At 61.5% G+C, this 19,441-nt stretch carries 18 protein-coding genes; 7 read left to right on the plus strand and 11 right to left on the minus strand.

Going from position 1 to position 19,441, the window contains the following annotated elements; all coding sequences use genetic code 11:
- Nucleotides 1–174 precede the first annotated feature (174 nt).
- The 6 genes from msrQ to IFT98_RS19495 form a co-directional block, all read right to left on the minus strand.
- Nucleotides 175–795, minus strand: coding sequence for a protein-methionine-sulfoxide reductase heme-binding subunit MsrQ (gene msrQ, locus IFT98_RS19470; RefSeq protein WP_192051209.1), 621 nt, complete (start codon nt 793–795; stop codon nt 175–177).
- Nucleotides 795–1,808: a protein-methionine-sulfoxide reductase catalytic subunit MsrP gene (gene msrP, locus IFT98_RS19475; protein WP_192051211.1), complete on the minus strand. Its 1,014-nt coding sequence runs from the start codon at nt 1,806–1,808 to the stop codon at nt 795–797. Before msrP ends, msrQ begins: the two co-directional genes overlap by 1 nt.
- A 66-nt stretch (nt 1,809–1,874) precedes the next feature.
- The gene (gene pssA, locus IFT98_RS19480; RefSeq protein ID WP_192051213.1) at nt 1,875–2,723 is read right to left on the minus strand and encodes a CDP-diacylglycerol--serine O-phosphatidyltransferase; all 849 of its coding nucleotides are present in this window, start codon (nt 2,721–2,723) and stop codon (nt 1,875–1,877) included.
- Between the two features lie 146 nt (nt 2,724–2,869).
- Entirely contained in the window at nt 2,870–3,886 is a 1,017-nt protein-coding gene (ilvC, locus tag IFT98_RS19485; protein ID WP_043190697.1) for a ketol-acid reductoisomerase, read from the minus strand.
- Between the two features lie 47 nt (nt 3,887–3,933).
- A complete protein-coding gene (gene ilvN / locus IFT98_RS19490) occupies nt 3,934–4,425 on the minus strand; it encodes an acetolactate synthase small subunit (protein ID WP_043190700.1) in 492 nt (163 codons plus the stop codon).
- 2 nt (nt 4,426–4,427) lie between these two features.
- Nucleotides 4,428–6,152 carry an acetolactate synthase 3 large subunit gene (locus tag IFT98_RS19495; protein WP_192051214.1) on the minus strand — a complete coding sequence of 575 codons (1,725 nt, stop codon included), beginning with the start codon at nt 6,150–6,152 and terminating at the stop codon, nt 4,428–4,430.
- Between the two features lie 396 nt (nt 6,153–6,548).
- Here IFT98_RS19495 and IFT98_RS19500 point away from each other — a divergent pair, with 396 nt between their 5' ends.
- Nucleotides 6,549–6,983 carry a DUF4124 domain-containing protein gene (locus IFT98_RS19500; protein ID WP_192051216.1) on the plus strand — a complete coding sequence of 145 codons (435 nt, stop codon included), beginning with the start codon at nt 6,549–6,551 and terminating at the stop codon, nt 6,981–6,983.
- Between the two features lie 4 nt (nt 6,984–6,987).
- Here the strand turns inward: IFT98_RS19500 and IFT98_RS19505 are convergent, their stop codons facing one another.
- Genes IFT98_RS19505 through mrcB form a run of 3 tightly spaced genes read right to left on the minus strand, consistent with a single transcriptional unit; the run spans nt 6,988 to nt 10,424 of the window.
- Complete coding sequence (locus IFT98_RS19505; protein WP_192051218.1) at nt 6,988–7,317, minus strand: YqcC family protein; 330 nt, start codon at nt 7,315–7,317, stop codon at nt 6,988–6,990.
- Complete coding sequence (locus tag IFT98_RS19510; protein ID WP_192051220.1) at nt 7,317–8,084, minus strand: hypothetical protein; 768 nt, start codon at nt 8,082–8,084, stop codon at nt 7,317–7,319. The genes IFT98_RS19505 and IFT98_RS19510 overlap by 1 nt, the downstream gene beginning before the upstream one ends.
- Before the next feature lie 15 nt (nt 8,085–8,099).
- Complete coding sequence (gene mrcB, locus IFT98_RS19515) at nt 8,100–10,424, minus strand: penicillin-binding protein 1B (RefSeq protein ID WP_122480163.1); 2,325 nt, start codon at nt 10,422–10,424, stop codon at nt 8,100–8,102.
- Between the two features lie 119 nt (nt 10,425–10,543).
- Here mrcB and IFT98_RS19520 point away from each other — a divergent pair, with 119 nt between their 5' ends.
- Complete coding sequence (locus IFT98_RS19520) at nt 10,544–12,088, plus strand: AAA family ATPase (protein ID WP_192051222.1); 1,545 nt, start codon at nt 10,544–10,546, stop codon at nt 12,086–12,088.
- Between the two features lie 125 nt (nt 12,089–12,213).
- Nucleotides 12,214–12,486, plus strand: coding sequence for a TfoX/Sxy family protein (locus IFT98_RS19525; RefSeq protein ID WP_192051223.1), 273 nt, complete (start codon nt 12,214–12,216; stop codon nt 12,484–12,486).
- 214 nt (nt 12,487–12,700) lie between these two features.
- Here IFT98_RS19525 and sfsA read toward each other — a convergent pair whose 3' ends face one another.
- Together sfsA and IFT98_RS19535 are read right to left on the minus strand one after the other, a co-directional pair.
- Nucleotides 12,701–13,414 carry a DNA/RNA nuclease SfsA gene (gene sfsA / locus IFT98_RS19530; protein WP_192051225.1) on the minus strand — a complete coding sequence of 238 codons (714 nt, stop codon included), beginning with the start codon at nt 13,412–13,414 and terminating at the stop codon, nt 12,701–12,703.
- The gene (locus IFT98_RS19535) at nt 13,411–14,586 is read right to left on the minus strand and encodes a pyridoxal phosphate-dependent aminotransferase (protein WP_192051226.1); all 1,176 of its coding nucleotides are present in this window, start codon (nt 14,584–14,586) and stop codon (nt 13,411–13,413) included. The genes sfsA and IFT98_RS19535 overlap by 4 nt, the downstream gene beginning before the upstream one ends.
- Before the next feature lie 242 nt (nt 14,587–14,828).
- Here IFT98_RS19535 and dksA point away from each other — a divergent pair, with 242 nt between their 5' ends.
- From dksA to IFT98_RS19555, 4 genes are all read left to right on the plus strand, one after another.
- Nucleotides 14,829–15,272 (plus strand): RNA polymerase-binding protein DksA, encoded by a 444-nt coding sequence (gene dksA / locus IFT98_RS19540; protein ID WP_122480168.1) that lies wholly within the window; start codon nt 14,829–14,831, stop codon nt 15,270–15,272.
- 64 nt (nt 15,273–15,336) lie between these two features.
- Nucleotides 15,337–16,224 carry a tRNA glutamyl-Q(34) synthetase GluQRS gene (gene gluQRS / locus IFT98_RS19545; RefSeq protein ID WP_192051228.1) on the plus strand — a complete coding sequence of 296 codons (888 nt, stop codon included), beginning with the start codon at nt 15,337–15,339 and terminating at the stop codon, nt 16,222–16,224.
- A gap of 92 nt (nt 16,225–16,316) precedes the next feature.
- Nucleotides 16,317–16,493 (plus strand): hypothetical protein, encoded by a 177-nt coding sequence (locus IFT98_RS19550; protein WP_003250005.1) that lies wholly within the window; start codon nt 16,317–16,319, stop codon nt 16,491–16,493.
- The gene (locus IFT98_RS19555) at nt 16,483–19,431 is read left to right on the plus strand and encodes a sensor histidine kinase (protein WP_192051230.1); all 2,949 of its coding nucleotides are present in this window, start codon (nt 16,483–16,485) and stop codon (nt 19,429–19,431) included. The genes IFT98_RS19550 and IFT98_RS19555 overlap by 11 nt, the downstream gene beginning before the upstream one ends.
- Nucleotides 19,432–19,441: the final 10 nt, after the last annotated feature.

Below are 19,441 nucleotides of genomic sequence, written 5' to 3' on the forward strand. Positions count from 1 at the left end.
AGCGTTTCAAACCGCTGTCAACTGCCTTTTTCACCGCTTCCGACCTTGAAGATCGAAACCCTTCCGAGCTTTCTGAAACGGCCAACTTATTGATTAACAAAGAGTTTATCGTTTCGGCTGCGCCGGAAGTGGGGCGAATTATAGACAGATTGAGCGGGGCGTCAACAGGTAATTTCAGGTCTTTTTGGCAACAGGTGGTTTTCGCCCCATTACTCGGGGAATCCGCCTGGCCACAGCAGGTATGCGAAGCAACATGAGCAGAGCACCGGCTGCGGCATAGATAGACCACTCTTCCAAGTCGGCGCGGACGATCCAGAGGAAGTGCAACAGTCCCAGGCCCAGCACCACATAGATGAGGCGGTGCAGCTGTTTCCAGCGTCGACCCAGCCGACGCTGGCTGTACCGGTTGGACGTCACGGCCAACGCCAGCAGGCAAAGGAATGCAAGGCTGCCGACGATGATGTAGGGACGCTTGATCAGCTCGACCCCAAGCTGACTCCAATCCAGCCCGAGAACAAAGAACAGATAGGACGCCAGGTGCAGGCATACGTAGGCAAAACACCACAAGCCCAACTGCCGGCGCACCGCTATCCAGCCCGCCCAGCCAGACAACTTCTGCAGAGGCGTCATGCACAGCGTGATCATCACCAGTATCAGAGTGCCCAGACCCAGCCGATCGACCAGCACCTTGCCTGGATCAGGGCCCAAGGCAAATATCCAGGCTTGGTACAGCCATAGCAAAGGCCATACGCACGCCACCACGAACACACTCAAACGCCATAACGGATAACGCATCAGTAGTTCTTCCGCAGATCCATGCCGGTATAGAGGGAAGCAACCTCCTCCGCGTAACCGTTGAACATCGCGGTCTCACGCACGTTGGGGCTGAACAGCCCGCTGGGCAGACGCCGCTCACGCGCCTGTGTCCAGCGCGGGTGGTCGACTTCCGGGTTCACGTTGGCATAGAAGCCATACTCGCTGGGAGCGATGTTTTCCCAGGTCGTCTCTGGCCGTTCACTGACCAGGCTGATACGCACGATGGATTTGACGCTTTTGAACCCGTACTTCCACGGCACTACCAGGCGCAAGGGGGCACCGTTCTGGTTGGGAAGCTCGCGGCCGTACATGCCTACCCCAAGGATCGCCAGCGGATTCATTGCCTCGTCCAGACGCAAGCCTTCTACATACGGCCAGTTGATCAAGGCAAAGCCGGAGCGCTGGCCGGGCATGCTCTTGGGATCCTGCAAGGTTTCGAAGCGGATGTACTTGGCTTTCGAAGTAGGCTCGACCTGCTTGAGCAATGCCGAGATGGGAAAGCCGATCCAGGGGATGACCATGGACCATGCCTCCACGCAACGCAGCCGATAGATCCGCTCTTCGAGCTGATAGGGCTTCATGAAGTCTTCGAGGGCATAGCGCCCAGGCTTGGCCACTTCACCGTCTATGACCACCGACCAGGGTTCGGTCTTCAAGCTGCCAGCATTGGCTGCCGGATCGCCCTTGCCTGTGCCGAACTCATAGAAGTTGTTGTAGTGGGTCGCATCCTTGAAGGGCGTGATCGCCTCGCCTTGCACGGTGACCGCGCCCCAGCGCGTTTGACCCAGCTTGTCGTTCAACCAGGCAGGCGCACTGCTGGCGTCGACACCTTCATAGCGCGAGGGGTCGGCAGCGGATGCCCAGGAAGGAAGCGCCGAAACGGCCACGGCTGTTGCGGTAGCGCCGATGAGCGAGCGACGTGAGAGATAGATCGATTCGGGGGTGACTTCGGACTCTTTGCAGTCCGAAGCACGCGATAGCTTGATAAGCATGGTGCCTCCGTAGCCTTGGCTGTGTTCAACATACCAAGAGACTACGGATTATGCGTGAAATTGAATTTACTCGGCTCTTTTGTGACGACGCATGCGTAACAAATACTGTATCGGGCCGGAAGCCGCATAGGCGAGGAAGATCAGCAGCAGGATGCGGGGTGGATCGCTGAACACCACGGCGAACACCAGGACGACCGCCAGGATGGCTACGAAGGGCACACGACCCTTGAGATCCAGCTCCTTGAAGCTGTTGTACTTGATGTTGCTGACCATCAGCATGCCTGCGGCCGCTACCAGCAGGGCCACCAGGAAGGACATCTTCGAGCCCTGGATGCCGTAGTCGCTGAACGCCCACACAAGACCTGCGACCACACCGGCAGCAGCCGGACTGGCGAGGCCGATGAAGTAGCGCTTGTCGGCGGTGCCGACCTGGGTGTTGAAACGCGCCAGGCGCAGTGCTGCACCCGCAACGTAGATGAAGGCCACCATCCAGCCGACCTTGCCCATGTCGCCCAGCGCCCAGCCAAAGGCGAGCAGCGCGGGTGCAACACCGAATGCGACCATGTCGGACAGGGAGTCGTATTCCGCACCGAAGGCGCTCTGGGTGTTGGTCATGCGCGCGACGCGACCGTCCAGGCTATCGAGCACCATGGCAACGAAGATGGCAATGGCAGCGTAGGCAAAATACTTGCTGGCTTCGGCGGCGTTGCCGGCGCTCTGGGCACTGATCGAGTTGATGATCGAGTAGAAGCCCGCAAACAGGTTTGCCGTGGTGAACAGGTTGGGCAGGAGATAGATGCCGCGGTGCCGGACTTTACGTCCTTCGGCGTCATGCCCTTCTTCGACATGCTCATCGATCGGCAGGAGGCTTTCGGCGTCAGGAGCCTTGTTTGGCTCTTCGGGACGTTCGCTCATGGACAATACCTTGCAACGGTGTGGAAAGTTTCGACAGGCGCCTGGGTCGAGGGTTCGACCGCAAAACGTTGCCGCTTTATACCAGAAGCTTGCCACCATAACGAAAAAACGCGGCCGAGGCCGCGTTTTTGTCGCCTGGAACTGTATCAGTTCTTGGCTTTGTCGACGATCTTGTTGGCGGCGATCCAAGGCATCATGGAACGCAGCTGCTCGCCGATGACTTCGATGCCGTGGGCAGCGTTGTTGCGACGCTTGGCGGTCATCGAAGGGTAGTTGGTAGCGCCTTCGTTGATGAACATCTTGGCGTACTCGCCATCCTGGATGCGCTTGAGTGCATTGCGCATGGCCTGGCGCGATTCGGCGTTGATGACTTCAGGGCCGGTCACGTACTCGCCGTATTCGGCATTGTTGGAGATCGAGTAGTTCATGTTGGCGATACCACCTTCGTACATGAGGTCGACGATCAGCTTGAGTTCGTGCAGGCACTCGAAGTAGGCCATTTCAGGCGCATAGCCGGCTTCGACCAAGGTTTCGAAACCGGCCTTGACCAGTTCCACGGTGCCGCCACAGAGAACGGCCTGCTCGCCGAACAGGTCGGTTTCGGTCTCGTCCTTGAAGGTGGTTTCGATGATGCCGGTACGGCCGCCGCCCACGCCCGAAGCGTAGGACAGCGCGACGTTCTTGGCATTGCCCGACGCATCCTGGTAGATGGCGATCAGGTCAGGAATACCGCCGCCCTTGACGAATTCGGTACGCACGGTGTGGCCCGGCGCCTTGGGCGCGATCATGATCACGTCCAGGTCGGCGCGCGGCACGACCTGGTTGTAGTGAATGGCGAAGCCGTGGGAGAAGGCCAGGGTTGCGCCCTGCTTGATGTTGGGCTCGACTTCGTTCTTGTACAGCTGGGACTGGAACTCGTCCGGGGTCAGGATCATGACCAGGTCGGCACCGGCAACGGCAGTGGCGACGTCGGCTACTTTCAAGCCATGGGCCTCGGCCTTGGCGACAGTAGCCGAGCCCTTGCGCAGGCCCACGGTGACGTCGACGCCCGAATCCTTCAGGTTGCACGCCTGGGCGTGGCCCTGGGAGCCGTAGCCGATGATGGCTACTTTCTTGCCCTGGATGATCGAGAGGTCGCAATCTTTGTCGTAGTAAACTTTCATTGAATATCACCTGTTATCTAGGCCGTTTCGGCCGGTCGCTAATTGAGTTAGATGCTCAGCACTTTGTCGCCACGAGCGATACCGGTCACGCCACTGCGCACGGTTTCGAGAATCGAGGCGGTGCCGATAGACTGCAGGAAGCTATCCAGCTTGTCGCTGGTGCCCGTCAGCTGAACGGTGTAGACGCTACTGCTGACATCAACGATCTGCCCGCGGAAGATGTCCGTGGTGCGTTTGATCTCGGCGCGTTGGGCGCCAGTGGCCTTGACCTTGACCAGCATCAGCTCGCGTTCGATGTGCGCGCTTTCCGACAGGTCTACCAGCTTGACCACCTCGATCAACTTGTTGAGGTTTTTCGTGATCTGTTCGATCACTTCATCCTGCCCTACGGTGGTCAACGTCAGGCGCGACAGGGTCGGGTCTTCGGTAGGCGCCACGGTCAGGCTTTCGATGTTGTAGTTGCGCTGCGAGAACAGCCCTACCACGCGCGACAAGGCGCCGGGTTCGTTCTCGAGCAAAAGCGAAATGATGTGCCGCATGATTAAGTCCGCTCCGTCTTGCTGAGCCACATGTCGCGCATCGAGCCGTCCTTGATCTGCATCGGATAGACGTGCTCGCCAACGTCGACCTGAATGTCGAGAAACACCAGACGGTCGGTCATGGCGAAGGCTTCTTCCATTTTCGGCTTGAGATCCTTGAGATCGGTAATGCGCATGCCGACGTGGCCATACGCTTCGACCAGCTTGACGAAGTCAGGCAGGGATTCGACGTAGGAATGCGAATGGCGACCACCGTAGCTCATGTCCTGCCACTGGCGCACCATGCCGAGCACACCGTTGTTGAGCAGGATGATCTTGACCGGCAAGCCGTACTGCAGGCAGGTAGACAGCTCTTGAATGTTCATCTGGATGCTGCCCTCCCCGGTCACGCAGGCAACGTGGGCCTCGGGGAAGCTCATCTTGACGCCCATGGCCGCCGGAAAACCGAAGCCCATGGTGCCCAAACCACCGGAGTTGATCCAGCGATTGGGCTTGTTGAACAGGTAGTACTGGGCCGCGAACATCTGGTGCTGGCCGACATCCGAAGTGACGTAGGCGTCGCCTTGGGTGACCTCGCACAGCGTCTCGATGACCTTCTGCGGCTTGATCTTGGAGCCATCGCCCTTGTCGTAGGGGAACAGGCCGTTTTCGCCACGCCACTCCTCGACCTGCTTCCACCAGCTGGCAACGGTGTCCTTGTTCGGCGTTTCACCGATGTCCTTGAGGGTGGCGAGCATTTCGGTCAGAACGCTGTCGACCGGACCGACGATGGGTACGTCCGCCTTGATGGTCTTGGAGATCGAAGCCGGGTCGATGTCAATGTGGATGATCTTGGCATTGGGGCAGAATTTCGCCGCACCGTTGATCACCCGATCGTCGAAGCGTGCACCTACGGCAAGGATCACATCGGCGTGGTGCATGGCCAGGTTGGCGGTGTAGCTGCCGTGCATGCCGAGCATGCCGACGAACTGACGATCCATGCCTGGGTAGGCGCCCAGCCCCATCAGCGTGTTTGTGACCGGCAGGTCGAGAATCTGTGCCAGTTCGGTCAAGGCAGCGGAGGCTCCGCCGAGGATGACACCGCCACCGGCGTACATGACCGGGCGCTTGGCCGCCAGCAGCATTTCCACAGCCTTGCGGATCTGTCCGGAATGGCCACGGACCGCCGGGCTGTAGGAGCGCAGCTTGGCCTTCTTGGGATAGACGTATTCGAATTTCTCGGCCGGGTTGGTCATGTCCTTGGGAATATCGACCACGACCGGGCCTGGCCGACCGGACTGCGCCAGGTAGAAGGCCTTTTTCAGGACTTCGGGGATCTCCGAGGCGTGCTTGATCATGAAGCTGTGCTTCACGATGGGCCGGGAGATGCCGATCATGTCGGTTTCCTGAAACGCGTCGGTGCCGACCAGCGTACTGGCCACCTGACCAGACAGGATCACCATGGGAATGGAGTCCATGTAGGCAGTGGCGATACCCGTGATTGCGTTGGTGGCGCCCGGGCCGGACGTCACCAGCACGACGCCGGCCTTGCCGGTGGCACGGGCATAGCCGTCGGCCATATGAGTGGCCGCCTGCTCGTGACGGACCAGCACGTGCTCGACAGCGGGCTCCTTGAACAGGGCATCGTATACATGCAGGAGGGCACCGCCGGGGTACCCGTAGATGTGCTTAACGCCTTCGTCGCGCAAGAAGCGGACGACCATTTCAGCGCCAGATAAAAGCTCCACGTTGTTCACCTCTAAAACGCCAGGATACCGCTCCATGGGAACGGGTCTTAATAGGTTTACTGCCAGCAGAGCATGAGCGACGGTGGTCGCCGACGTACGTCAGCACTGACTGAGCAAGTATTGGGAGTACCCAAGTGTCACGGGTGTTTCCCACCCAGCGCGAGGTAACGCGTTGCGGGTATTACGGGTCGGCGCTGGTGTGCGCCTGTGCTCTGCTGTGTGGGTCTGCTTCTGGCAGTCCCTGTACAGCGGACTTTCGATTGTTGTGATTCGTCTGCTGCAAGTCAAGCGATGCGTGCATTTTATTGCGCACCTGCACCCAAACGGCGCAATAAACCCTGCCGAGTCATCAGGCTATGGTAGTTTCATGCGTAACCAACCCTCAGAGAAGGCGCCATGCGTTCAACCGTTGCCGCAAGTTTCCTGCTGATTGCCCTGTCGCCACTGGTGATGGCGGGACAAATCTACAAATGGGTCGACAGCCAGGGCGTGACGCATTTTGATGCACGACCGCCCAACGGTGTTGAAGCGACTGCCGTGGAAGGTGTGAAGCCGGTGACCCCACCCGAGCCGATCTCCAACGAAGCGGTGATGAAAGCCAGCGGCGAGGCCGAGCAACGCAGGATCGACCGCAAGGTGAAGTCGCAGGTTGCCGACGAGACGGCGCGGCGCAACGAGTTCTGTACGGGCGTCAGAACCAACCTGGCGCAACTCAAGAACAACCCTCGGGTGCTTCAGCAGGTCAACGGCGAGGCCAAGCGCCTGACAGAGCAGGAGCGTCAGGCGAGGATCGAAGAAGTGCGCAAGGTGATCGACGAGCAATGCACGTGAAGGGCTAGCGCACCTGCCCGATCAGTTCGTCGAAGCGCGCCAGGCTGGCGCGCAGGCCGCGACTCTGCTCGATGCGATCGACATAGACCGTTTCGGCCATCGCCAGGATGCCCGAAGCGCTGGGCAATGGCAGGTCCTGCTCGATGATGGCTTTCATGCGCGGCAGAAAGATCCACTGCAGCCACTGATCGAAATCCAGGGTGTCCACGCTGAACGGCTCGACACTGGCGAGCGCTTCGGCGCTGGGTGGCACGTCCTGCCACCACCCCTGCTCGCGCAGCTCGCGTTCGATCAACAGCAGATGCTCGGCAATCGCCAGGAAACGACTATCCATCAAGACGCGCTCTTGGCTTTCTGACGGGCCAGATTGGCCCCCGCGGCATCACCCTGCTTGTCGCGCGACTGGGCAATGGTGTTCCACAGGCTCGCCTGCAGATCCGGACGGCCATTGGCATAGGTCAGCGCCCGACGGGCCAGTTGCTCGGCCTGGGCTGCATCACCCTGGGCCAGGCGCACCTGAGCCAGCTTGTACAGAACCTGCGGTTCGCGCGGTGCGATCCGCTGTGCACGCTCCAGGCTCGATGACGCACCGTTCAAGTCGCCACCGCCCTGCTGTTGCTGGGCCGTGGTCAACAGGGCAAGCACCGGCCCGTCCAACTGCTCATCGGCGGACAGGCCGGCGCTGTTGCCACTGGCACGCGGAATCCCGCTTGGCGCGCTGGCCGGCATGTTGTAGGTCGTGCTGGGCGCCGGCGGGGCATAGGCCGGGGCCGAGCTGCTCGGGCCGGGCACGATCGGGCCTGATGTGATCGGGCCGGTGCTGATCGGCGCGCTGTTGCCCGGCGCCGGAAAGCTCTGGATCGGTTGCGAGCCTGCACCCTGCGGGACCATGACCACCACGCCGGAATCTTCGGTGATCGCCTGGGCCTGCGCCTTGGGCCGGACCACGGTGGTCTGGCGGAAGCCGCCGGTACGCGACACGCGTTCGCCATTGGTGACCGCAGAGCCGGAATCGACCACTGGAATGGAGCCACGCTCCACGCTGGCGCAACCGTTGAGCAAAGCCAATGCCGTCAAGGCAGGAAACCACCACTTGTTCACTTCATTCCCCTTTGCTTAGTTCAACCAGCCTTTGACCCAATCCATCACCGAATCGTCGGCCGCCGGATTGGCACCGCCGCATGCGGTGCCTGGCGTCGGTTCGCTGCCACGAATATACGGCATCTGCACAGCGTTGGGGCAGCTGGCATCCGAGCCTTGTCCGGTCTTGGCGTCGATCCAGGCCTGTACCACGTTTTCCGGCACCGGCGTATCCAAAGGCAAGGGATCGGCTTTCTTCATGAAGCTGGTCCAGACCTGCAGCGCACCGGTGGCACCGGTGAACGGGGTCTTGCCGTTGTCGTCACGGCCCAGCCAGACCACCGCCAGCACGTCCTGGCTGAAGCCGGCGAACCAGCTGTCGCGCGAGTCGTTGCTGGTGCCGGTCTTGCCGGCCAGGTTCAGGCTGCTCGGCAGCACGTTGTAGACCGAACGTCCGGTACCTTCGCGCATCACGCGCTGCATGGCGTTCTGGATCAGGTAGATGGAGGCAGGATCGAAGCGCTGCTGGATCTGGAATGGGTAGCGCTTGAGCGGTTCGCCTTCGGCCGTCAGGACACTGCGAATGCCGCGCATCGGCGTATTGAAACCGCCGTTGGCCAGGGTCTGGTACATGGTCGCCACTTGCATGGGCGACAAGCCGCCGGCACCGAGCAACATCGACGGGTAGGCTGGCCAGTCGACCTGCACGCCCAGCTCGCCGAGGGTCTTGAGCACATTGGGCACGCCCAGCTCCAGACCCAGTCGGGCCGTCGACAGGTTGTAGGAATGGGCCAGGCCCTGATACAGGAACACCGTGCCATTGGAGGTACGTTCGTAGTTCTGTGGCTTCCAGATCTGGCCGTCCGCGCCCTTGACCGAGAACGGTACGTCCTGCACCCAACTGGTCAGGGTGTATTTGCTTGGCTGCTCCAGCGCGGTCAGGTACACCGCCGGCTTGATCAGCGAGCCGATCGGGCGTACGGCGTCGAGCGCCCGGTTGAAGCCGGCAAAACCCGGTACGCGGCTGCCGACCAGCGCCTGGACCTCACCGCTTTCAGGGTTGGTGACGACCATGGCCGCCTCGACCTCGTCCGACCCCTTGCGCCCGGCCAGGCGCTTGAAGGTATCGGTCACAGACGATTCGGCCTTGGTCTGCAGGATAGGGTCGAAACTGGTGAAGATCCGCAGGCCTTCTTCGGTCAAGTCTTCGTCGCGGTAGTCGTCGCGCAGCTGGCGCTTGACCAGGTCGAGGAAGCCAGGGAACGAGCTGTCCGCCAGGCTGCCGCGCTTGGTCACGCCCAATGGCATCTTCTTGGCCGCATCGACTGCCTCCTGGGTCGCCACGCCCTGTTGGGCCAGCAGATCGAGCACCAGGTTGCGGCGTTCCATCGCCCGTTCCGGATTGCGCCGCGGGTTATAGGAAGACGGCCCCTTGACCATCCCCACCAGCAAAGCCACTTGATGCAGCTTGAGTTCGGACAAGGGCTGGCTGAAGAAGAACTGGCTGGCAAGGCCGAAGCCATGCACGGCGCGCTGGCCGTCCTGACCAACGAAGACTTCGTTGAGGTAGGCCTCGAGGATTTCACCCTTGTCGTAGTGCAGCTCCAGCAACACCGCCATCATTGCTTCGGTCAGCTTGCGGGTCAGGCTGCGCTCGTTGGTCAGGTAGAAGTTCTTGACCAACTGCTGAGTCAGGGTACTGCCGCCCTGGCGCATGGCACCCGAGGACGTGTTGACCCAGATGGCGCGTGCGATCGACTTGGGCGAGACGCCAAAGTGGTGGTAGAAGTCGCGATCTTCGACCGTGACCAGTGTGTCGAGCAGGTAAGGTGGTACCTGGTCGAGCTTTATGAGGATGCGGTCTTCGAGGTTTTTCGGGTACAGGCCGCCGATCAGCAACGGCTCCAGACGCACCACCGCGACCTTCTTGCCTGCGCCGCCACCCAGTTCCGAGACGTAGTCGCCGGAAAACTTCACGCGCACCGCCTGCGGCTGCTCGAGCCCTTCGTAGAACTGGAAGCCGCGGGTATTCAGGTCGACGGTGTTGCCACTGACCGAGGCGGTGCCGGGACCGTCGACGGTCGTTTGCCGACGGTAGCCGAGCGCATCGAGCTCGGTGAGGAAATCATTCTTGGCCAGTTTCTGACCGACGAACAGCTCGAGCGGGCGTGCGTAGACCTTGGCGGGAATGGTCCAGCGCTTGCCGGAGAATTTTTCCTGGACAACGGCGTCGAGGTAGACGGCAAAGCCGGCCAGGATCACCAGGCCTACCAGACCAAGCTTGAGGCCCCAGCCAAGCCAGGTGCGCAAGCCGCCGGAAGGAGGTTTTTTGGGGGTACGGGAAGATCGGGTTCGAGTCATGGCGGCGGATTATACGCACTTTGAATTGTCGCGGGCAGGGACCGTCGGCGGTTTGCATCATCGGTGGCAGTGGCCATAATGACCGCCTTGAAATCACCTCTGCCAATGAAGGATCGCCTGTGAGCCAGACCCTGATCGCCGCCCTGCAAAACCCGGCCCTGTACCCGCATCCGGTGGAAGGGTTCCAGGTCATCGAGACGCATATCTCCTGGGTGATACTGACCGGGCCTTACGCCTACAAGATCAAGAAACCGATGAATTTCGGCTTTCTGGACTTCACCGAACTGTCCGCCCGCGCCCACTTCTGCGCCGAGGAACTGCGACTGAACCAGCGCCTGACTACCGACCTTTACTTGCAGGTTCTGCCGATCAGCGGCAGCGCGGAAACGCCTCGACTGGGCGGCGAAGGCGCACCCATCGAGTATGCCTTGCAGATGCGCCAATTCGAAGGCGGCAACCTGCTGAGCACCCTGCAGGCCAATGGTGAGCTGACCCAGGAGCATGTGGATTCGCTGGCGCGGCAGATTGCCGATTTCCACCGGGCCGCACCCGTGGTGCCGGAGGCACACGAGGCTGGTACGCCGAAGGCAGCAATGACCCCGGTCGAGCAGAACTTCGAACAGATCCGGCCGTTTCTTTCCGACAAGGATGACCTGGCACAGCTCGACGCCCTGCAGGCCTGGGCGCAAAGCAGTTACGTGCGACTGGAACCGCTGCTGGCGCTGCGCAAGCAGGAAGGCTTCATTCGCGAATGCCATGGCGACATACACCTGGGCAACGCCACTGTTATCAATGGCGAAGTGGTGATCTTCGACTGCATCGAGTTCAACGAGCCTTTCCGTTTCACCGATGTATATGCCGATATCGCCTTCCTCGCCATGGACCTCGAGGACCGCGGGCTGAAAAGCCTGGCGCGGCGCTTCGTCAGCCAGTACCTGGAGCTGACCGGGGATTACCAGGGGCTCGAGCTGCTCAATTTCTACAAGGCCTACCGCGCGCTGGTACGGGCCAAGGTGGCCCTGTTCAGCATGTCGCCGGATGCCAGCGGCGTACAGCGCGCCACGACACTGCGCCAGTACCGCAACTACGCGAACCTGGCGGAAAGCTACAGTGCCATTCCTTCGCGCTTTCTGGCCGTCACCAGCGGCGTGTCGGCGGTGGGCAAGAGCCATGTCGCGCTGCGTCTGGTAGAAGCCCTGGGCGCCATCCGCCTGCGCTCGGACGTGGAGCGCAAACGTCTGTTCGGTGCCCAGACCGCCGAAACGGGCCTGTACGACGCCAGCACCAGCGAAGCGACCTACCTGCACCTGCACGCGTTGGCCGAGCACATACTGCGCGCCGGCCTGCCGGTGGTGATCGATGCGACCTACCTCAAGGCTGATCAGCGGGCGGCGGCGGCTCGAATCGCCGAATCGACTGGAGTGCCGTTCCTGATCCTGGACTGCAACGCGCCCGCAGCCGTGATCTCCAGCTGGTTGCAGCAGCGCCAGGCGCGTGCCGAGGACCCTTCGGATGCGACTCAGGCGGTGATCGACGCTCAGCAGGCCGGTCGTGAACCGTTGAGCGAAGCCGAGCTGCTGCAGACCCGCCGTGTGGAAACCAACGAAAGCGGCAGCCTGGACAAGCTGGTCGAACAGATCCGCCAACGCCTGCCGGGCCTGTAACACACTCTCAAGCCTTGCAAAGGCAGATCGGCCGTTCGGCAGGCCGCTCTGCCACCGCTACACTGCCAGATTGGCACCTGCTTCGTGGTCCCCCGCTCATTGCTTGGCCGAGGCCAGGAGGTTTGATGACCGATGAACTGCTGGCCCTGAAGAATCTGGGCAAGACATCTGCTCAATGGCTGCATGCTGTCGGCATCCACAGTGCTTCCGACCTGCGCCGGGCAGGTGCCGTGCAGGCTTACTGCGCGGTGAGGCAGCGTGGCTTCCGCGCCTCGAAAGTGCTTCTTTATGCCATCGAAGGGGCGCTGCGCAATGTGCATTGGAGTGAGCTGTCGTGCGAACAGAAAAACAGTCTCAATAGCCAGGTCGAAGCGCTATCGCTTCCGCGCAGGCTCTAGATCGACGGTCCGCAGGCGGATGAAATAATTGCACATGGCGCTTGACTCTCAAATGAGAATCGTTATGATTATCACATCCAGTCGCGAGACTGGTGATCTCTGAAAGGCCCTTGGTTCGGACTTTCAGATGTCTCCTCATCAGGCTAATCACGGTTATTGACCCGGCACTTTGCCGGGTCTTTTTTTGCCTCGACTTTTGTGGAGGCCCGTCCACTCAGCCTTGCAGATTCACCGGCAGGCGCCGGTCGATGAAAATCTCGCATGTATCCAGATGCACACCGTAGGCCAGTACTTCAACACCGGCGTCCACTGCCTGGCGCAATGCCAATGCGTAGCCTGGGTCAATCTCGGTGGCCGGGCGTACAGCGTCCACCCCATCGAGGTTGACGCAATACAACTGCACGGCCCGCACCCCGCCCCGCGCCAATACGGCCAGCTCGCGCAGGTGCTTCGCACCGCGTTGGGTGACAGCGTCGGGAAACGCCGCGACACGGCTGTCGGCAAAGCCCAGGGTCACACTCTTCACTTCAACCCACGCCACGGCATCCGGGTAATCCAGGCGAAAGTCGATACGGCTCCGCTCTTGGCCATAAGGCACTTCGCGTTTGAGCGCAACGAAGCCGGCAAGCTCCGGTATGCGACCTGCGTGCAACGCCTCCTCGACCAGAGCGTTGGCCCGCGCGGTATTGATGCATGCCAGCCGACCTTGCGGTGTTTCGCCGATCTCCCATGTGCCTGGAAGCTTGCGCTTGGGGTCGCTGGAGCGGGTGAACCACACGCGGCCACCGGGCATCATGCAGTTGAGCATCGAGCCGGTGTTGGGACAATGGATGGTCATCCGCTCACCGCTCTCAAGTTCGATGTCGGCCAGAAACCGTTTGTAGCGCTGGATCAGACGCCCCTGCTCCAGGGCCGGCGAAAAAATCATCGCGCCTGCCAGCTTTGCAGGCCACGGGCAATCCGCGCGACAGCCTGCTCCAACCGCGGGAGACTTTGGGTATAGGCGAAACGGACATGGTGACTGGCCTTGTAGCGGCCGAAATCCAGGCCGGGCGTGAAGGCCACGTGCTCGGTTTCCAGGAAATGCTGGCAGAACGCAAAGGCATCGTCGCTGAATGCACTGATATCGGCATACAGGTAGAACGCACCTTCAGGCTCCACTGCAATCGCAAAGCCCAGGGCACGCAAGGCGGGCAACAGATAGTCACGGCGGTGACCGAAGGCTTCGCGGCGCTGCTCGAAGATCTCCAGCGTAGCCGGTTCGAAGCAGGCCAATGCTGCATACTGCGCCATGCTCGGTGCGCTGATGTACAGATTCTGCGCCAGTTTTTCCAGCTCAGGGATGGCTTGGGGCGGCGCGACCAACCAGCCGAGCCGCCATCCGGTCATTCCGAAATACTTGGAAAAACTATTCAGGACGAAAGCGTCGTCGTCCACTTCGAGCACGCTGGTGGCCGTCGTGCCATAGGTCAAGCCGTGGTAGATCTCGTCGACCACCAGATGACCCTGCCGCGCCTTGACGGCTTGGCTCAATGCGCTCAGTTCGGCCTTGTTCAGGAGCGTGCCGGTAGGGTTGGCAGGCGATGCCACCAAGGCACCGACGCTGTGCTCGTCCCAGTGCTGCTCCACCAGTTGGGCATTGAGCTGATAGCGTTGTTCGGGGCCTACCGGCACCAGGTGCGCGGCGCCCTCGACCAAGCGCAGAAAATGCCGATTGCACGGGTAGCCGGGGTCTGCCAGGAGCCAGTGCTTGCCCGGATCGACCAGCAGGCTGGCGGCCAGCAGCAAGGCTCCAGAGCCGCCCGGCGTGATCATGATGCGCTGCGGGTCGATGTCCAGGCCGTAACGCTGCCGGTAGAAACCGGCGATCGCCTCGCGCAGCGCCGGCAGCCCTCGTGCTGCGGTGTAGCGGGTATGGCCAGCGGCCAATGCGGCCTGGCCGGCGGCAACGATAGGGGCCGCCGTGGTGAAGTCTGGTTCACCGATTTCCAGGTGGATCACGTCATGACCCTGGCTCTGCAGTTCATTGGCACGGGCCAGCAGCGCCATCACGTGAAAAGGTTCGATGGCGCGACTGCGGGCGCTGTAGAGCGGAGCCATGGGTATTCCCTGCGACGAAGAAAAGCCGATTCTACCCAACCTTTGCATCGAACGTTTCGCCGAACGTGCGATCGAAACCCACCACATCGTGCCTGCGACGCAGGCGTTCCGGGCACGACAACCGGGAGTAGCGCGTGCTGGTTCGATCTGGTAAGTTCGCCGGCTTGCAGTCGCAGGGCCGGCGGGTGTCGGAGAGGGATCATCCTGCGCAATGGATTAGTAGAGCGAGAGGCGGTTGATTCATGCCCACCAATGAAAAGCAACAAAGTACTGGCAACTTTTCCGGCTTCGCTCCCTACGTTGCGACGAAGGGCGAGGAATACATGGGCGCGCCGATGCGTGCTCACTTCACCAAGATCCTGAACAAGTGGAAACAAGACTTGATGCAGGAAGTGGATCGCACTGTCGACCACATGAAGGATGAAGCCGCCAACTTTCCAGACCCGGCCGACCGGGCCAGCCAGGAAGAGGAATTCAGCCTCGAACTGCGCGCGCGCGATCGCGAGCGCAAGCTGATCAAGAAGATCGACAAGACGCTGCAGTTGATCGAAGACGAAGAGTACGGCTGGTGCGAATCCTGCGGCATCGAGATCGGCATTCGCCGTCTCGAGGCACGTCCGACCGCCGATCTGTGCATCGACTGCAAGACCTTGGCGGAAATCAAGGAAAAACAGGTCGGCAAATGACCTGTCGACAAAGGGACGCCACGGCGTCCTTTTGTTTTTGTATTGCCCGTAGAATCCCGCACCCATGACTACCCTTCCTTATATAGGTCGCTTTGCTCCGACCCCGAGCGGCTACCTGCATTTCGGCTCCCTGGTGGCCGCCCTGGCCTCATGGCTGGACGCGCGCGCCGCAGGTGGTCGCTGGCTGCTGCGCATGGAGGACCTGGATCCGCCCCGGGAAGTCGCCGGTGCGCAGACGGCCATCCTCAAGACCCTGGAACGCTACGGATTGCAGTGGGATGGCGAGGTGGTCTACCAGAGCCAGCGGCATGCGGCCTACCAACAGATAATCGACCGCCTGTTGGCACAGGGACTGGCTTATGCCTGCACCTGCTCACGCAAGCAGCTTGAACCTTATGGAGGGATCTACCCCGGCACGTGCCGCAATGCCGGACACTCCACGCAGGCTGCCGCCATCCGCGTGCGCGTCCCCGAACTGCGGTATCGATTCGAGGACCGCGTACAGGGGATGTATTCACAACATTTGGGAGACGAGTCGGGGGATTTTGTCATTCGTCGTCGCGACGGCCTGTATGCCTATCAATTGGCGGTGGTGCTGGACGACGCGTGGCAGGGAGTGACCGACATCGTTCGCGGTGCCGATCTGCTCGATTCGACGCCGCGCCATTTGTATCTGCAGGAGCTGCTTGGGTTGCCGCAGCCGCGTTACCTGCATGTTCCCCTGATCATCCAACCCGATGGCAACAAGCTGGGCAAAAGCTACCGGTCGCCGCCTTTGGATGCGGATCAGGCCGCTGCGCTGTTGGTGCGGGCCTTGCGCGCGCTGGGCCAGCGGCCCGACGCAGACCTGGCGCATGGCGGTGTGCAAGACGTGTTGCGCTGGGGTGTGGAGCACTGGGACAGCGGTGCGATTCCCCGTGTGCGCACGGTGGCAGAGGCGCAGTTGGAGTAGTGATCCGCTGGTGCCCGGCTCTTCGCAGCGACACGCCGATCCGCTACCATCGCCGCACTGTTTCCGCACACTTACCCTACCCCGAGGCCAGCATGTATATCTATCGTTTGGTCCTGCTTCTGGTGGTGGGGATCTACCTGTTCTCCCCCGCCATCATGGACTGGTGGATCGAGCCCACCGGCGCGTGGTACCGACCTTACCTGCTGTGGCTGATTCTGATCGTGGTGACCTTTATCCTGCAGAGCCAGCGTGACGCCGATGAGCTTTAGCCTTACCCAGATGCTGCTGGTCAGCGCAGCCTACCTGCTGGTGCTGTTCGCCGTGGCCTGGGTCAGCGAGCGCGGCATGATCGCCCGGGCAATCATCCGCCATCCGCTGACCTACACCTTGTCGCTGGGTGTCTACGCGAGCGCCTGGGCGTTCTACGGCACCGTGGGCCTGGCCTATCAGTACGGCTATGGTTTTCTGGCCTGCTACCTGGGGGTTTCCGGCGCGTTTCTGCTGGCGCCGGTGTTGCTGTATCCGATACTCAAGGTCACCCGCACCTACCAGCTGTCGTCGCTGGCGGACCTTTTCGCGTTTCGCTTTCGCAGCACCTGGGCCGGCGCGCTGACCACGGTGTTCATGCTGGTCGGCGTACTGCCCCTGCTTGCGTTGCAGATTCAGGCCGTGGCCGATTCGATAGGCATCATGACCCGCGAACCGGTACAGAACCGCGTGGCGTTCAGCTTTTGCGTGCTGATCACGCTGTTCACGATCTTCTTCGGCTCACGCCACATCGCCACCCGCGAGAAGCATGAAGGCCTGGTATTTGCCATCGCCTTCGAATCCGTCATCAAGCTGATCGCCCTGGGCGGGATCGGTCTGTATGCCCTGTACGGGGTGTTCGACGGCCCGCACGATCTGGAGCAATGGCTGCTGCAGAACCAGGCGGCCCTGGCTTCGCTGCATGCGCCGCTGCAAGAGGGACCTTGGCGCACGCTGCTGCTGGTGTTCTTCGCCTCGGCGATCGTCATGCCGCACATGTATCACATGGTCTTCACCGAAAACCTCAATCCGCGTGCGCTGGTCAGTGCCAGCTGGGGCCTGCCGCTGTTCCTGCTGCTGATGAGCCTGGCGGTGCCGCTGATCCTGTGGGCCGGCCTGCGCCTGGGCGCGACGACCAGTCCGGAGTTCTTCACCCTGGGCATCGGCATTGCCGCCAACAGCAAATCGTTGGCGCTGCTGGCTTATGTGGGCGGGCTTTCCGCGTCCTGCGGGCTGATCATCGTCACCACCCTGGCGCTGTCCGGCATGATGCTCAACCACCTGGTGCTGCCGCTGTATCAGCCGCCGGCCGAAGGCAACATCTACCGCTGGTTGAAATGGACACGGCGCGCGCTGATCGTCGCCATCATCATGGCCGGCTATGCCTTCTACCTGCTGCTGGGCGCCAAGCAGGACCTTGCACACCTGGGGATCGTCGCCTTTGTCGCCACGCTGCAGTTTTTGCCGGGCGTGCTGTCGGTGCTGTACTGGCCCACCGCCAACCGACGCGGATTCATCGCCGGTCTGCTGGCCGGCATGGCTGTCTGGCTGGTGACCATGCTGCTGCCGCTGATCGGCAACCTGCAAGGCTTCTACATTCCGCGCTTGAACATGATCTACGTGCTCGACGATACCAGCTGGCACATGGCAGCCATCGCTTCGCTGGCTGCCAACGTGCTGCTGTTCACGCTGATCTCGCTGTTCACTGCCGCCAGCAGCGAAGAAGTCAGTGCTGCCGAAGCCTGTGCGGTGGATAACGTGCGCCGCCCGCAGCGACGCGAACTGCATGCTGCCTCGCCCCAGGAGTTCGCCACGCAACTGGCCAAACCACTGGGCGCCAAGGCCGCCCAGCGCGAGGTGGAACAGGCCCTGCGCGACCTCTACCTGCCCTTCGACGAGCGCCGACCCTACGCATTGCGGCGTCTGCGCGACCGGATCGAGGCCAACCTGTCCGGGCTCATGGGCCCCAGCGTGGCGCAAGACATGGTCGAGACGTTCCTGCCCTATAAATCAGGCAGCGAGAACTATGTCACCGAGGACATCCACTTCATCGAAAGCCGGCTGGAAGATTATCACTCGCGCCTGACCGGCCTTGCCGCCGAGCTCGATGCGCTGCGTCGCTATCATCGGCAGACCCTGCAGGAACTGCCCATGGGCGTTTGCTCGCTGGCCAAGGACCAGGAGATCCTGATGTGGAACAAGGCCATGGAAGACCTGACCGGCGTGCCCGCCCAGCGTGTGGTCGGCTCGCGCCTGGTAACCATCAGCCAGCCATGGCGCAGCCTGCTGATCGACTTCATCAACGTGCCCGATGAGCACCTGCACAAGCAACGCCTGGCACTGGATGGGCAGACACGCTGGCTGAACCTGCACAAAGCCGCCATCGACGAGCCGCTCGCTCCGGGCAACAGCGGGCTGGTAGTGTTGGTCGAGGACCTTACCGAAACGCAGATGCTCGAGGACAAGCTGGTGCACTCCGAGCGCCTGGCCAGCATCGGCAGGCTGGCGGCCGGGGTCGCCCACGAGATCGGCAACCCGATCACCGGCATCGCCTGCCTGGCGCAGAACCTGCGCGAGGAGCGCGAGGAAGACAACGAGATCACCGAACTGAGCAGCCAGATTCTCGAGCAGACCAAGCGTGTGTCGCGCATCGTCCAGTCGCTGATGAGCTTTGCCCACGCCGGCGGCCACCAGCACAGCGACGAGCCGGTCAACCTGGCCCAGGTGGCGCAAGATGCCATCGGCCTGTTGGCGCTGAACAGGCGCAACTTCGAGATCCAGTTCTACAACCTGTGCGATCCGGAGCACTGGGCCGTGGGTGATCCACAACGCCTGGCCCAGGTGCTGATCAATCTGTTGTCCAATGCCCGGGATGCCTCGGTGGCCGGAGGCGCGGTACGGGTCAAGACCGAAGCGTGCGAACACACCGTCGACCTCATCGTCGAAGACGAAGGCAGCGGCATTCCCAAGAACATCATGGATCGGTTATTCGAACCGTTCTTCACTACCAAGGACCCGGGCGAAGGAACCGGACTGGGGCTCGCTCTGGTCTATTCCATCGTTGAAGAGCATTATGGACAGATCACCATCGACAGCCCGGCCGATCCCCAGAGCCAGCGCGGTACCCGAATTCGGGTGACATTGCCGCGTCATGTCGAAGCGACGTCCGCTGTGAACTGAGACCGTCGAG

The sequence above is a fragment of the Pseudomonas sp. CFBP 8770 genome (assembly GCF_014841705.1).
Lineage (GTDB): Bacteria > Pseudomonadota > Gammaproteobacteria > Pseudomonadales > Pseudomonadaceae > Aquipseudomonas.